Source organism: Blautia sp. AM23-13AC (assembly GCF_003435675.1).
Taxonomy (GTDB): domain Bacteria; phylum Bacillota; class Clostridia; order Lachnospirales; family Lachnospiraceae; genus Fusicatenibacter; species Fusicatenibacter saccharivorans.
In genome coordinates, this window is the sequence record NZ_QTUL01000010.1 from 60,748 (window position 1) to 76,122 (window position 15,375).

Annotated in this window: 10 protein-coding genes; 4 read left to right on the plus strand and 6 right to left on the minus strand. The window is 50.0% G+C overall.

Annotation, left to right across the window (positions count from 1 at the left end):
• Positions 1 to 23: 23 nt before the first annotated feature.
• The 3 genes from DW642_RS11575 to DW642_RS11585 form a co-directional block, all read right to left on the minus strand.
• Positions 24 to 953 carry a carbohydrate ABC transporter permease gene (locus DW642_RS11575; protein ID WP_117510266.1) on the minus strand — a complete coding sequence of 310 codons (930 nt, stop codon included), beginning with the start codon at positions 951 to 953 and terminating at the stop codon, positions 24 to 26.
• 14 nt (positions 954 to 967) lie between these two features.
• On the minus strand, positions 968 to 1,903 hold the full coding sequence (locus tag DW642_RS11580; RefSeq protein WP_022463174.1) for an ABC transporter permease: 936 nt from the start codon (positions 1,901 to 1,903) through the stop codon (positions 968 to 970).
• A gap of 454 nt (positions 1,904 to 2,357) precedes the next feature.
• The gene (locus DW642_RS11585) at positions 2,358 to 4,598 is read right to left on the minus strand and encodes a glycoside hydrolase family 3 N-terminal domain-containing protein (protein WP_147326120.1); all 2,241 of its coding nucleotides are present in this window, start codon (positions 4,596 to 4,598) and stop codon (positions 2,358 to 2,360) included.
• Positions 4,599 to 4,840: 242 nt separating this feature from the next.
• Between DW642_RS11585 and DW642_RS11590 the strand changes: the two genes are divergently transcribed.
• Both DW642_RS11590 and DW642_RS11595 read left to right on the plus strand, forming a co-directional pair.
• A complete protein-coding gene (locus DW642_RS11590; protein WP_055221380.1) occupies positions 4,841 to 5,908 on the plus strand; it encodes a carbohydrate-binding family 9-like protein in 1,068 nt (355 codons plus the stop codon).
• A 51-nt stretch (positions 5,909 to 5,959) separates the two neighbouring features.
• A complete protein-coding gene (locus DW642_RS11595; protein WP_117510268.1) occupies positions 5,960 to 6,982 on the plus strand; it encodes a LacI family DNA-binding transcriptional regulator in 1,023 nt (340 codons plus the stop codon).
• A 138-nt stretch (positions 6,983 to 7,120) separates the two neighbouring features.
• Here DW642_RS11595 and DW642_RS11600 read toward each other — a convergent pair whose 3' ends face one another.
• From DW642_RS11600 to DW642_RS11610, 3 genes are all read right to left on the minus strand, one after another.
• Positions 7,121 to 10,231 (minus strand): alpha-mannosidase, encoded by a 3,111-nt coding sequence (locus DW642_RS11600; protein ID WP_117510269.1) that lies wholly within the window; start codon positions 10,229 to 10,231, stop codon positions 7,121 to 7,123.
• A 115-nt stretch (positions 10,232 to 10,346) separates the two neighbouring features.
• Complete coding sequence (locus DW642_RS11605) at positions 10,347 to 11,336, minus strand: glycoside hydrolase family 130 protein (RefSeq protein ID WP_055221374.1); 990 nt, start codon at positions 11,334 to 11,336, stop codon at positions 10,347 to 10,349.
• A 217-nt stretch (positions 11,337 to 11,553) separates the two neighbouring features.
• Positions 11,554 to 13,425 (minus strand): beta-N-acetylhexosaminidase, encoded by a 1,872-nt coding sequence (locus DW642_RS11610; protein ID WP_117510286.1) that lies wholly within the window; start codon positions 13,423 to 13,425, stop codon positions 11,554 to 11,556.
• Positions 13,426 to 13,796: 371 nt separating this feature from the next.
• On the opposite strand from DW642_RS11610, the gene DW642_RS11615 reads away from it, so the two are divergent.
• Complete coding sequence (locus tag DW642_RS11615; protein ID WP_242991177.1) at positions 13,797 to 14,249, plus strand: response regulator; 453 nt, start codon at positions 13,797 to 13,799, stop codon at positions 14,247 to 14,249.
• Between the two features lie 147 nt (positions 14,250 to 14,396).
• The gene (locus DW642_RS11620; RefSeq protein ID WP_117510270.1) at positions 14,397 to 15,287 is read left to right on the plus strand and encodes a LysR family transcriptional regulator; all 891 of its coding nucleotides are present in this window, start codon (positions 14,397 to 14,399) and stop codon (positions 15,285 to 15,287) included.
• Positions 15,288 to 15,375 lie beyond the last annotated feature (88 nt).

Genomic DNA, 15,375 nt, shown 5'->3' on the forward strand with positions numbered 1-15,375 from the left:
GTCAAAAAAATTTCCGCTGTAAATCAACCCTTCATGGATCCGATCATAACACCCTTTACAAAGTGCTTCTGCACCAGTGGGTACATAACCAGAACCGGGATACTACTGATGATGATCAGTGAGTATTTCATAACGTCGATCAGCTGCTGTTTTTCCTGCAGTGCTGCTCTTGCTGCCGCAGTTGTTGCTGTCTGGGACAGCGCGGTCTGGTTCGTGATCAGGATGTTACGCAGAACCAGCTGCAACGGATACTTTGCTTTGTCCGAAATATAAACGAGTGCTGAGAAGTATGAGTTCCAGTGACCGACACCATAGTACAGAACCAGAATTGCGATGATCGCTTTGGAAAGCGGAAGTGCAATCTGGAAAAAGAATCTCGCCTGGGTGCAGCCGTCAATTTCAGCTGCCTCATACAGCTCTTCCGAAATGTTCGACTTGAAGAAGGTTCTTGCCACGATCATGTTGTATACGCTTAAGCATCCCGGAAGAATCAGTGCCCAGATCGTGTTCAGCATCTGCAGTCTCTGAATAACCAGATAGGTAGGGATCAGACCGCCGCCGAAGAACATGGTGATCAGGTAAAAAATGGTGATCGGTTTCTTTCCGGAGAAATTGCTTCTGGAAAGTGCATATGATGTCGGAAGCGTTACGATCAGGTTGACCATAACACCGCAGAAGGTGATGATCAGGGAGTTTAAAAAGCCTCTCATAACCTGGTCGTTTTTAAATACTTCTGCGTAGCCCTTCAGGGTAAATCCGATCGGGTGAAGCAGTACTTTACCACTCGATACGGCGCTTGGCGCACTGATGGATGAAATGATAACCCAGTACAGCGGATATGCCACAACAAACAGAACCAGCGTCAGGATAATGAAGCAGGCTGCGTCAAAAACGACGTCCTCTTTGCATCGTTTCATTTTCTTTTTTGTCACTGCGGTATTTTCTTTACTCATGTTTTCGTTTCCTCCTACCACAGGCTGTTGCCCGAAAGTTTATCAGATATCGTATTGACAATGATCAGCATAACCATGTTTACGATGGTGTTGAACAGACCGATTGCTGAAGAATACGACATATCGTTGTTGATCAGACCGACCTTATAGACGTAGGTGGAAATGATCTCGGATACGCTGGCATTCAGGTTATTCTGCAGAAGGAAGGCTTTTTCGAAGCCGACGGAAAGAATGCTTCCGCAGTTCATAATCAGAAGAATGGTTGCGGTCGGCATGATCAGCGGAAGGTCGATGTGACGGATCAGCTGTAATTTCGTTGCGCCGTCTACCTTTGCCGCCTCATGCAGCTCCGGGCTGATGCCGGCGAGTGCTGCGAAGTAAATAACAGAGCTCCATCCTGTACTCTGCCATACGCCGGTCCACACATAAATGTGTCTCCAGTAGGCTTTTTTCGCCATGAAGTTGACCGCCGGAATTCCGATTGCTTCCAGTACGTGGTTGATAACACCGACGGACGGAGACAGGAACAGAATGATCATACCGCACATAACTACGGTGGAAATGAAGTTCGGCGCGTAGGTGACGGTCTGGATCACTTTCCGATATCTCTTATGGCGGAAGGAGTTCAGCATCAGTGCCAGGATGATCGGAATCGGGAATGATACAACCAGTCCGTACAGACTCAGGATCAATGTGTTCTTGATAGTGGAAGCAAAGTATGGAGAGTTGAAGAATCTCTCAAAGTAGTACATGCCTACCCACGGGCTCTTTGTGATTCCGGCTGTCGCATTAAAGCGGCGGAACGCGATCTGTACACCATACATCGGAATGTAGCTGAAGATGAATGTCAGGATTACGCCCGGAACACAGAAAAGCCAAAGCGAGATGTCTCTCTTAAAGGCGCGGATGGTGCGGCCTTTTTTCTTTGCTTTTGTTGGTTTCTCTTTCATTTCTCTCTTGTCCTCCCTTTTAAAGGTTTCGTGTTTTCCTTGATTGGAGCATCCCTTGTCGTGAACATTTTGAACATTTTGCTTTCGCATCATCCTCGCATGCTGCTTCTTTTTTGTGCAACTGCCACAATCAAATCTGTTATTTAAGATTTATCCAACACTGTTTTGATGAGTTTATTTTACATTTTGTTTCCTTATTTGTCAATTAATTTTTAAACACAAATATCATTTTGTTACTTTTACGCAATTTAAACCGATACTTTTTAAGCACTTTTCCCATAAATTCTCCTGTTTTTCCATTTGTTTTTCGTTTCACGGCATCGGAGCGTACGATCCATTTATATTTTTATCCATTTTCTGCAAACCAAAAGAAGGAAACTATGTTTCTTTATTTTGTAATATAGTTTCCTTCTTTGTTCATTCTTATTATATTTTTATGTTTTTTCGTCCGTTCTTACATTTCCGTCACGTTCCCGCTCCACCATTTCTCTGCTCCATCTTCAAGCATCAGCTCGTACTCATGGCAGATGACCTCTGGTTTTCCCGGAATCTGGACAAAATTCAGCTCCTCTTTTGTAAGATGGAACACAGCTTCTTTTTTCTCTCCCGGTGCAAGTGCAATTCTCGTAAAGGCTTTCAGCTCTTTGATTCTTGCCACAACGCCGCCGGAACGTTTCCGCACATACAGGCACGGAACGGAAGTTCCGGCCATATTTCCGGTATTTTCCACGGTAAAGGAAACAGAAATACCATTTTCTTCTTTTGTTACGGAAACATCACTGCCGGTAAACGTTGTGTAGGATCTTCCTTCTCCGAAGGTATGCAGCGGCTGGCTTGTCATATCACAGTACGCCGGGGCAACGGAAGTCCGATAATTGTAGCATACCGGGATCTGTCCCACGTGGCGTGGCATAGAAACCGGAAGACGGCCGGACGGATTGCTGCTTCCATAGAGAAGCTCAGCAACTGCCCTGCCTCCCATCGGTCCCGGGTAGAATGCATATAAAACGGCATCGGAAGCATTTTCGATCTTCTCGATACAGTATGCTCTTCCGGCAATTACAACCGTTACCAGTGGTTTGCCAAGGCGGGCAAGTGCTGCAATCAGTTCTTCCTGCGCGGCCGGAATGTGAACCTTCGCGGTGTCCATTCCCTCGCCGCAGTCCATCGAACGGCTGCCCGTTCCCTTCGAGGCTGCTCCGTTTGCATCGAACACAGCTCCTCCAAACCGTGAGGAGGAACCGCCGACAACGGCCACGATCACATCGCTTTCTTCTGCAAGTGCCATCGCTTTTGCTTTTTCATGCTCATCCGCCTCGGAAAAACCGGACCCCATCGCATAAGAGACTTTCACGCCATCCGGTGCTTCCTGCTTCATGCCCTGCAGAACCGTGACGCACTCGCTTTCCGGCACCGGCGGAGTATAATCGCCGAGCATACAGTAACGGTCTGCCGCATGGTAGCCGATCACTGCTACTTTTTTATATTTCTTTGCAAGCGGAAGCACCGTCTTTTCATTTTTCAGAAGCACAGCAGACTCCCGCGCCAGTGCAAGAGATACCTCCGGAATGCCGGCTTCTTCCGGTGAAAGCATGTTTTCCTCCATATAAGGATGCTCGAACAGGCCTTTTTCAAATTTCAGTTTCAGAACGCGGAGCACCGCCTCATCGATCTGGCTCTCTTCCAGAAGTCCCTGATCAACCGCCTCGCCGAGACGGCCAAAGGCTTCATCCCACAGGCTCACATCAACACCGGCCTTTCTTGCCGCAACGGCTGCATGCAGCGTATCCCCCTCTGTGTTTTTCAGGAAATCGACAGCCAGTCCGTCTGCCATCACAATGCCGTCAAAGCCCATCTCACCGCGCAGTACATCGCGAAGCAGCCATGCATTTCTGTGGCAGTACACGCCGTCGATCTCGTTATACGCCGCCATGATTCCTTCCACACCGGCTTCGCAGCACGCTTTTGCAGACGGAAAATGGATTTCACGCAGCTCACGCTCCCCGATTCTCGCCGCACTCGCATTTACACCTCCGGTCGTCTCGCCCTGGGCGCAGAAATGTTTTGCCACGCTGCCGACGCCGGTCGACTGCATTCCGGTCACGGCTGCTTTTGCCATCGCTGCTGCAAGGCATGGATCCTCAGAGTAGCACTCTTCACTTCTTCCCCATCTCGGATCGCGCGCCATATCAAGTGCCGACATCAGCGCCAGCTCCACATGACCGCTCTTTAACTGCTTTCCGCATGCCTTGTAGCCTTCCGAAAGAAGCGCCGGATCAAACGTTGCTCCGGCAGCCAGGTTGACCGGAAGCAGACCTCCTCCGAGTGCCTGATGGCCATGCGGGCACTCGCTGCTCATCATCATCGGAATGCCGAGGCGGGAATGTTCCATGACGTAGTGCTGTACCATATTGTAGGCTTTCGCGGAGAGTTCCGGCACGATTCCGGTCTTCTCGTCCTTATCTGCCCACGGGTCGGCACGGTACAGGCCGTACAGAACCCCCAGTCCGCCCATGCGCTCTACTTCTTCTTTGAATTCGTCGGTCAGGGTAAATTCCTCTCCCTGCCGCTCATAGATCCGGAATCCGTACAGACGCTGATTGAGCTGTCCCACTTTTTCCTTTAATGTCATCCTTCCCAGAAGATCCTTTGCTCTCTCTTCCGGTGAAAGGGCTGTATTCTGATATGCTTCCATCTGATTTTCCTCCTTATATGCTTTCTGCCCGGCCGTTTTCTTCCTGCCGGTGTATTTTTGATCTGTTTCCCCCAAAATTCTCCTATGAAACGGCTTTATTGTATCTCATTTTTTTACTTTTGTCCACAATAAGTTATATTTCGTTCATTTTTGTTCATTTTTCATGTTGAAATTTATTACTTTTAGTGTTATGATACCTTTCGCTACTAAATTTTGCAAATTACAAAGGGAGGTTTTTACTTATGAGCAAAAACATCACGATTCCGGTTCCGGCTGTCCCGTTTGCACCGCCGGTTTATACCTGCCACCGCGCAAAAAAAGAGTTCCATCTGGACGGAAATATCAACAAACCATTCTGGGAGGACGCACCGTATACCGATGAATTTCTGGATATTCAGGGCAGCCACATGCCGCTTCCGCGTTTTGTCACCCGCGCAAAAATGCTCTGGGATGATGAAAATCTTTACGTTGCTGCCGACCTTGCCGGCGATGAAATCTGGGGTCATTTAACAGAACGCGATTCTGTCATCTACTTTGACAACGATTTCGAGATCTTCGTTGACCCGGATTCCGATACGTACCATTACTATGAATTTGAAATGAACGTTCTGAACACGGTATGGGATCTGTTTCTCGCAGAGCCGTACCGCGACGGCGGCAGCGGCCTCAATGGCTACGATATGCACGGCCTTCGCACCGCTGTCCATGTGGACGGTTCCATCAACGATCCTTCCGCTGAAAACAAAGGCTGGAGTGTTGAGGTTGTGATTCCGTTCTCTGCTCTCTACGAATACCAAAAAGAGCGCCGCGCACCGAAAAACGGAGAATTTTACCGTATGAACTTCTCCCGTGTGCAGTGGAATGTGGATGTCAAGGACAACACTTACGTAAAACGCACCGATGAAAACGGAAATGTTCTCCCGGAAGACAACTGGGTATGGGCTCCGACCGGCGTCATCAATATTCATTATCCGGAGCTGTGGGCTTTCGTCTTCTTCTCCGAGGACCGCGAGGATGCTCCATGCGACAGCACCATTCCGGAGGACGAGTATCGCAAATGGGAGCTCCGCAAGCTGTATTACGCAGAAAATATTCTGTTTGAGACAACCGGCTCCTACAGCAGCAGCCTCGATGAACTGCAGAAAACGCTGGATGCGTATGCACCGAACGACTGGAATAAATCTGTAAAAGATCTTGGATATACCATTGAAACCACCAGCCGTACGTACCTGATTTCCTGTCCGAGTGCCGATCGTGCACATCTCCTCCTTCTGTATTCCAACGGAAAGGTTGAAAAAATTACACTTTAAGCGTATAATATCGGTTAGTAGTTAAAATTTGTAACAGGATCGGTTGAAACTATGAAAAAAGTCACTTTACAGGAAATTGCAAATTCCCTGGGCATCTCCCGGACCACCGTCTGGAAGGTGTTCAGCGGACACGAAGGTGTCTCCGATTCCCTGCGCACCAAGGTCATCGCCAAAGCCCAGGAGCTTGGCTATGCCATCCCGGAAGATTTTCAATATCCTTCCAGCGCGGAGGAGACCACGCCGGTCAACATTGCAGTTGCCGTCTGCAGACCGGAAACCTCACTTTTCTGGATGACCATCATCCACCAGATTGCAAAAGTATTTTCAACACACAATGTCAATCTCGTTTACACGTATCTTCCGACTTCGGCGGATAAAACGTATTTTCTCCCGCCCACACTTACAAACGGAAGCGTCCACGGCATCATTGTTCTGAACGTGTACAACGAACGTCTTCTGCGTCTGCTCGCAGAGACACAGATTCCCAAAGTGTTCCTGGACACTTCCTCCCTCGTATCCCCGGATGAACTGAACGGCGATCTTCTCCTGATGGAGAGCCGGAACAGCGTCCGCAATATCACCGCCCATCTTCTCGAGAAAGGACGCACCCTTCCGGGCTTCATGGGTGATATCGGCTACGCACAGTCCAACCGCGAACGCTATGAGGGCTTCTGCCAGGCACTGATGGATGCCGGAAAAACACCGAATCCTTCTCTTTGCCTGACCACACCGCTTGGGATTGACTCCTACCGCGAGGAAATCGATTCTTTCCTTTCCTCCCTTTCCCGCATGCCGGACGCTTTTGTCTGCGCCAGCGACTACGTTGCCTGTATTCTGATGCAGCTTCTTGAAAAGCGGGGACTGCGCGTGCCGGAGGACGTTGCCGTATCCGGCTTTGACAACAATATCGAGGATCTTCTGGCAGAAAATCTGACTACCGTTCAGGTCTTCAATGAGGAGCTCGGCTCCCGCCTGGCGCTTCAGATTCTTTACCGGATCAAATATCCGCACACGCCGCATGAAGTGACGTATCTGGAATCCAAAGTTCTGTACCGCGCTTCCACCGGCGACTGATGCAACCGTTTTTCTAATTTTGCTTTTTGAAAAGACACCGTCTTCCGTTTATTTCGGATCCGGTGTCTTTTTTGTGTTTTCTTTTTTCCGGGAACGCATTGGTTCTGCGCTCCCGGAAGCATTTTCTGTTCTGATTTCTTATTTTGTCGTGCGAATGCGGATGGTACGGATCTCGTACGGTTTGATCGTAAGTGAAATCTCGTTTTCTTTCACATCGATGGCACTCTCTGCCGGCTGCTCCAGCAGATTGGTTTCCTCTGCGGAAAGAATCGCATCTGCGCAGTACAGTGTCACTTTCGTTCTCGCATTCTCCACCTCATACAGACGCACAATGATGCCATCGCCGTCCTCTGCCTTTTTCACGGTCTCAAGCACAACGTTGCGCTTGTCCACGGACAGGAATTCCATACGGTCTTTTTCTGCCGCACTGGAAACAGCTTTTGCCGGCACGTTCAGGTTCAGTGCTTCCTGTACCGTACCTGCCTCGCGCCATGTTCCTGCGTGCGGATACAGAGAGTAGGTAAAGAAATGTTCTTCCTGGTCTGCGGTCAGATTCGGCTCGGTTCCGGATTTGATCAGGGTCTGTGTTATCACACGGTCCTTCATGGAATAGCCGTACTTGCAGTCGTTCATCAGGCTGACGCCGTAGCCTCCCTCGGAGAGATCGGCCCATTTGTGGCCGCATACCTCGAATCTTGCCTGATCCCAGCTTGTGTTGGTGTGCAGTTTTCTTGTCACATTACCGAACTGGATATCGTACGTTGCCTCGTCGCTGTGAACGTCTGCCGGGAAGTGAACTTTGAGCACATGCTCGGCAAATTTCCAGTCAACGTAGGTTTCGAAGTCGATTCTGCGGTCTTTTGCATAGAAGTGGATCTGCTGGCGGATCACGGTATCCATGACCTCACGCTCGATTTCAAGAGTTGCGCGGACCGGACCGTTTTCTGTCCACTCCATGCGGCGCACGCCCTCTACCTTCCAGGATTTCTCGGTGTGGAAGATATCCAGGTTCCATGCACTGTACTGCAGCGGTTTATCCTCATAGATGCGCAGCTCATTGCCGGTTTTTCCGCTCTGCAGCACTTCGCGGTCATTCTCTTTATCAAACAGGGAAGTAAATTCGCCGTTTGCATTGATCTCGATGGTGTAGAACGGTGTCTCAAACGTATAGCCTTCTCCTGCTTCTGTTACGGCAAACGGTGTTTCCACAGCTGCCCCGCTTACCGGACGCAGCACCTGATATCCCTTGGACGGCAGGTTTTCCGCATAAATAACGGCTCCATCTTTCGTCTGCTGTACCGGGTACACGTTCGTTCCGTCGGTCAGTGCCTCTGCGCTGTTTGCGCCAAGCTCTACGATATCGTTTCTCCTGTGCCCCAGCGTGTTCCATACAGTTACGCTCTCGTCCTTCTTCGCACAGAGTGCATTCAGACGCTCACTGATCAGTTCTGCAGATGTTTCTGCAATCTCTGCGTACTCTTTCTTTGTCTGCTCATATACCTCATGGATCGAGGAGCCCGGCAGAATATCGTGGAACTGATTCGTCAGAATCGTCTCCCACATGCGGTTCAGTTCTTCGGTCGGGTATGCTTTTCCGGCGTTTTCAGCCAGAACGGACAGAAGCTCTAATTCCATCATCGCGTACTCGCTCTTGCGGTTGCCGCGTTTGTTGCGTGCCATTGAAGTGTACGTTCCGCGGTGGAACTCAAAATACAGCTCTCCGATCCAGGTTGGGAGGCGTTTGCTGTCTTTTACTTTCTCATGCAGTTCGTCGAAATACGTTCTCGCAAATGCCTGGCGTACTTTCGGCACACCTTTGATGCCTTTTTCCATACGCTTGGATGTCTCGAGCATCGTTCTGGTCGGACCGCCGCCGCCGTCTCCGTAGCCGTAGCTGATCAGGATATCGTTGTTGATGTCCTTGTTCTGGTAGCGGTCCCATCCGCCCATGATCGCGTCCGGGTGCAGCATACCGTTGTATGTCGTAAAGAAGCTGGTCTCCGGCTGGCCGACGCCGAGCGTTGTGATCATATGGGTGAAGACTTTGCTTCCGTCGATACCTTCCCAGTTCATCGTATCGTACGGCACTTTGTTGAACTCGTTCCATGCCAGCTTTGTCGTCATGAAGTAGTCGATTCCGCATTTTTTCAGAATCTGCGGCATCGCTGCGCTGTATCCGAAGACATCCGGCAGCCACAGGATCTTGTTGTCCACGCCGAACTCTTCTTTGAAAAAGCGTTTTCCGAACAGGAACTGGCGCACGAGGGACTCTCCTGAAGTCAAGTTGCAGTCTGCCTCAACCCACATGCCGCCTTCCGGCTCCCAGCGTCCTTCTTTGACTCTCTGACGGATTTTCTCGTATACTTCCGGGTGTCTTTCCTTTACAAAGCTGTAGAGCTTCGGCTGGCTTGACATGAAATGATAGTTCGGATACTCCTCCATCAGTTTTAATACCGTTGCAAAGCTTCGGCAGGATTTCTGGCGAACCTGGTCAATCGTCCACAGCCATGCCACATCAATGTGGGTGTGGCCGATGCACGTTGCCACAACTTCGTCCCAGCCGCCCATTTTTTCATAGATCTCTTCCTGGATGCATTTTTCTGCCTCTTCGATGGAAGCGTAGAACTCTTTACTGTACGGCTTGCGCAGGTCCAGCAGATTGATCGTGTTGGTCAGTGCGGTTTCGAGATCCAGACGCGTTTTATTATCCTCGTCCATACGGTTCAGGCCCTGCATCGGAACGATGAGGTCGTAATAGATCTCCTCGATTTTCGCATCATGCTCCTCAAGGTCTGCCAGCAGACGGAACTCGCTGTGCAGCGTTCCGGTGTAGGACTGCAGGTCAAGCTGGATTTTTTCACCGGCCTTTGCATTTTCTCTTACAAGTACTTCGCGGTGGTTGATATCCATACCCTGGATCACTTCGCCGTTTGCAAACAGCAGGAACTGCGGGTTTCTTCCGTCATCCCATTCGTCCAGTCCTGCATGGACTCTCATCCAGAGATTTTTTCCATCGAAGCTCTCCGGAATGGTGATGGTGGTGCGGAACCAGTAATGTTTGTCCGGTCCGTACCAGCGGTCATTGACCGTATCAAACGATGTCCACGGCTCTTTTGATGCATCGGCCTCTGCCGGTGTGATATAGCATCCATTTTTCACCTGCATATCGGTGATTTTAATTTTCTGTGAAATCGAAAGTCTTGCCAGTTCCTGGCAGATTACGTTCACACGCTCTTTTACAAATTTCATAGTGCCTCCTTATGCTGTCCATGGGGTCATTTTTAAAAAGAAAGTCCGCCGGACCTGCAGGCTTCTTTCACCCGTAAGCCCGGCGGACTTGTCGCTTTTTAAGTTATCTTATAAATCAAAGGCTATTCTCTTTCACATAGTTCAGCAGCTCATCTACGGTTGTGAATGCCATACCGGTTACAGTATCTGCGCATCCGTAGTAGATAGTGATTCTTCCGGTTGCTGCATCGCTTAAGGTTGCGCACGGGAATACTACGTTCGGAACATCACCCATGCACTCGTACTGGGTGATCGGAGCCATAATATAGTCTTTCGTTCTGTATTTTACTTTCCACGGCTCGTCGATATCAAGCAGTGCGCATCCCATACGATATACGTATCCGTTGCAGGTTGTGATAACGCCGTGGTAGATCAGCAGCCATCCCTCATCTGTTTCGATCGGAACCGGGCCGGCACCGATCTTGGTGCACTGCCATGCAGACTCATCGCCGCGGACCGGGCTCATCATGTGACGGTGTCTTCCCCAGAATTCCATATCTTTACTCTGGCTGACAAAGATATCGCCGAACGGTGTATGGCCGTTGTCGCTTGGACGGCTCATCATCATGTAGTAGCCGTTGATCTTTCTCGGGAACAGCACGCCGTTACGGTTGAATGGAAGGAATGCGTTCTCAAGCTGAACGAATTTCTTGAAGTCATAGGTGTAAGCAACACCGATGGTCGGGCCGTGATAGCCGTTGCACCAGGTTACATAGTATTTGTCGTCGATTTTGCAGACACGCGGGTCATAACGGTACTCTCTTGTCAGAATCTCCTCGTCAGCGCCCTCAAATTTGATCGGTTCATCCTCGATCTCCCAGTGGATACCGTCTTTACTTCTTCCAACGAAGATGTCCATGCTGATGGAACGGCTGTCGCAGCGGAATACACCTACGTATCCGTCCTCGAACGGTACGACTGCGCTGTTGAAGATACTGTTGGAACGTTTCTGCTCGTAACGGCCGATGATCGGGTTCTGATCATAGCGCCATACCGGCATGTGCTCTCCTGCTGGTTTTTCCTGCCAAGGCATATCCGGCAGATTGTTTCCGATGATTTTACTCATGATTGTTTCCCCCTGTGAAAATTATTTTTTTCTTTCTCTCTTGTCACGCCATACGGACATTTTTGATCTTTCGATCCGATACTTCTATCTTCGTCCATTTCTGCGCAAAAGTCAAGTGTTTTTGTTCACTTTTATGTAAATTTTCGTTTTCTTTGTTACTTTTTATCGTTCATTTATTTTCTATTTGTGTTCATCTTTGTTCACAAATGGATTTTTTCTATTTTTCGTACGGTTTTCTTCCCCGCAGAATGTCGGCATACCAGAATACAATCTCTGAAATGTGGTGCAGATCGCCTTCTTTGCTGATGCTTCTCCAGGACGCTTTATACTTCATAAACCAGGTTTCCAGCCGTCCCGCAAGTGCCGCGCAGGCTGTCTCATCCTTTTCTTTTCCAAGCTCAATGTCACACATTCTCGCGCCCGTCTCATTCCAGATGTCAATCGCTTCCATCGTGAGTTCCAGCACCGGAACCATTGGACGGCAGGATTCTTCCAGAGCACCGGCTGTCTTTTTCAGTTCTTTTTTCAGAGCCGCAATTGTTTCCTTTGCAGCTGCACGCTTCGCCTCATCTTGGATTCTCGCGTCAAACAGCGCATTCCGGTTGTTCGGATGACCGAGCACTTTTTCCTCGTAAACGACGTTGGCATCCCACCAGTCAAAGATGGAGCATTCTGCCGTTTTTGCCATATAGGAAACGAATTTTCCGCTCCGGTCGCCGTAGGCCAGACGGGAAATCTGTTCATTCAGCTCCTCAAAGCTGTCGGTATCGTCTCCCCAGGAGAAGACGGCTCCATAGATCATGCCAGGAAGGGAAAAGTCCGGCTGATTGATGTGGCCGCAGTCACCCCAGTCTGTGTTCAGAACACCTTCCGCATGGTATTTTCTCGCATAGCCGCACATCCGTGCGATATTTTTGTAGCTGTTCTCCACCAGGTTCATCCACTGGTTCCAGCCGCCGACCCCAGGACAGAGATACTGTCTTGCACCAGCTTCCGCCATCACTTTTGCCTCATGCTCTCTCTGCTCGGCTGCATAGCCCCAGGTCAGGCAGACGGTTTCCTCTGGCAGCTCTTTGATCAGCTCCGGCTGTGCGCAGATGATATCGCCCCAGAACATCGGCTTTTTGCCTTTTGCCACGAGAAACTCGCAGAGCTCTTTTACATAGTCGATATACAGGCGGTGAACGCCTTTCTCGTCTGCCAGCGGTTTCGATTTTCCTTTTCCAAGGTCGAACGTTTCGTCCGCGCAGATGTTGAATTTATCCGTGGCAAAAAGCGCCATGTACTCCTCGATCATGGCCTTGATCAGCTCGATCGCTCTGCCGCCGGAGACATCCACCGTGTGATGCTGCATCCGGTCCCAGAAGGAAAACGGCTCTTTCCAGCTGTCTGGGAATTCACAGAGGTCGCCATAGCTCTTTGTGGAGAGCAGCATGTACAGATGGCCGAACGTTGCGATCGACGGCACCAATTCGATATGAAGCTTTGCGCAGTACGCATCCAGCTCGCGGATTTCCTCTGCCGTAAGCGGCGTCTCATCGCGCCACATCTCGGAAAGTCCGGAGAACAGATACGTGTGCTCCACATAGAGCTGCAGCTGGTTCAGCTTGTAGTACGCCATGCGGTCTGCCACCTGTTTTAAATAGGAAAGTGTCAGCACACGGCCTCTCGTCTCATCGAGATAATAGCCGCGCACCGGCAGATCCGGCTCATCCTCGATCCGCACGGCAGGAAGCAGTGCACCGTATTCGTGCATCACCTGGCACAGCGTCTGCACACCGTAGAGCACGCCGGCTCCGTCTCCGCCCTGGATGCGGATTTCCTCCTCTGTCACCTGCAGCACATACTGCTGGCTTTTCCTTGTCTCATCCAGTTCCAGTACAATCGCGCCGGTCTCTTTTCTTCCCGGAACGCCGTATCCGATATCGTACTGCATTCCGGTTTCCTTTTTGATTCCCTTCTGCAGCACTTTCGCATACGTATCCCCATTTCCCAGCAGTCTGCCATCCAGTACAATTCTGCCGTCATAGCAGAGTGCATGTTCCCCCGTCAGGAGTTTTACCTCTTTTGGTTTTGGTAAAAATTTCATTTTCCTTCTCCTCTTGTTTTTTGTTTTCTTTGTAACCATAGAACTTTCACTGAACGTTAAGTAACATTTTGAAACCACTTTTCTCTTCTCCCCCATCCTACCATATTTTTTCCACATATTCCACAATAATTTGTAATTTTCTTCAATTTTTTTCAAAATTTCTTCCTGTTCTGCTCTTTTATATGTAAAGTAACTTTTGTTTCCCATTTTCATTCCGGAACAAAATCTGTTTTTTCGGATGAATGCGATCATCGGCTTTACCGCTCTGGCTGCCGCCCACGTCAATCAGCCGGACCAGGTGCAGGAATACCTGAACAAGATTTCCACCTCCGGCCAGCACCTTTTTCCGCCTGAACCAGATTCTGCTGAATTTGCTGAGCAATGCCACGAAATTCACACAGAACGGCAGCACCATCATTGTCCGTATTATTCAGAAACCGTACTATAAAAAAGGGTATGCGCTCTACGAATTCCACGTCCGCGACAACGGCATCGGCATGAGCCGGGAATTCCAGGAGCACCTCTTTGAATCGCTTACACGCGAGGAGACTTCTACGGTCAGCGGCATTCAGGGTACGGGACTTGGCATGGCGATCAACGTCAGCCATATGGTACAGGAAATCGCGATGGAGCTCCTTTCGAACGCCGGATTTTCCGTCAGCCTTGCAGACGACGGCGATGTTGCCGTTGAGACGCTCCGCACCGCAGCGCCGGATCAGTTCGATCTGGTGCTGATGGATATTCAGATGCCGAAACTCGACGGATACTCTGCAACGCGCCAGATCCGCACGCTGGACAGCGCCATTGCCAAAGTGCTTGGCTGATTCCCCTTTCTTATCTGCCGGAACCGTGAATTTTCTCTTACTCGAAAAAGAGGAGAAAAAGTTCACGGCTCCGGCAGATTTTTTCTTGCATTCTTTCGGGGAAGTGTGCTAGAGTGAAGGTATCATATTTTATAAGAGGTGCTTATTTTGGATATTAATTACGAGTTATATAAGGTTTTCTATTACGTTGCCACCACACTCAGTTTTTCCGAGGCCTCCAAGCTGCTTTTTATCTCGCAGTCGGCGGTCAGCCAGTCGATCAAGGTACTGGAGAAAAAGCTTGGAATCACGCTCTTTATCCGCAGTACAAAGCGCGTGCAGTTAACGCCGGAGGGAGAAACGCTGCTGCGCCACGTAGAGCCTGCGATCAACCTGATTGCGCGCGGTGAAGCACAGATTATGGAAGCGGGAACGCTTGGCGGCGGCCAGCTCCGCATCGGCGCGAGCGACACAATCTGCCGCTATTTCCTTGTTCCGTACCTGAACCGTTTCCACCGCTCCTTTCCGAATGTCCACATCAAGGTGACAAACCAGACTTCGACCCAGTGCGTCGATCTGCTGGAATCCGGCCAGGTGGATTTCATCGTGACCAATTATCCAAACTCGCATCTTTCCAGCCGTCTTCAAACGATTCCGATTCATTCGTTCCACGATATCTTCATCGCAAACGGCGAATATTACCCGGAACTGGAAAACAGGCCGGTTCACTTAAAAGAGCTGCTGCAGTACCCGATTCTGATGCTCGACCGCAAGAGTACGACGAGTGAGTTCCTGCACAGCCAGTTTCAGCGGTTCCAGCTCGACCTCGTGCCGGAAATTGAGCTTGGCAGCAACGATCTTCTGATCGACCTGGCGAGTATCGGCCTTGGCATCGCGTTTGTGCCGGACTACTGCCTTGTAAAAGAGACGGCGGCCTTCCAGCTCGACCTCGTGGAGGAGCTTCCGCCGCGCCAGCTTGTCGTTGCCCACAGCTCCCATCTGCCGATCCCGCAGGCGGCAAAAGAGTTCATGAGCATGCTGGAAAAAGGCGCCGAATAACTTTTTCCGATCTATACGTCAAAAGAGGCAGGATCCTCAAGAAATTTTTCTGGATCCCTGCCTCTTTTTCTGTTTTTATGATCCGTTC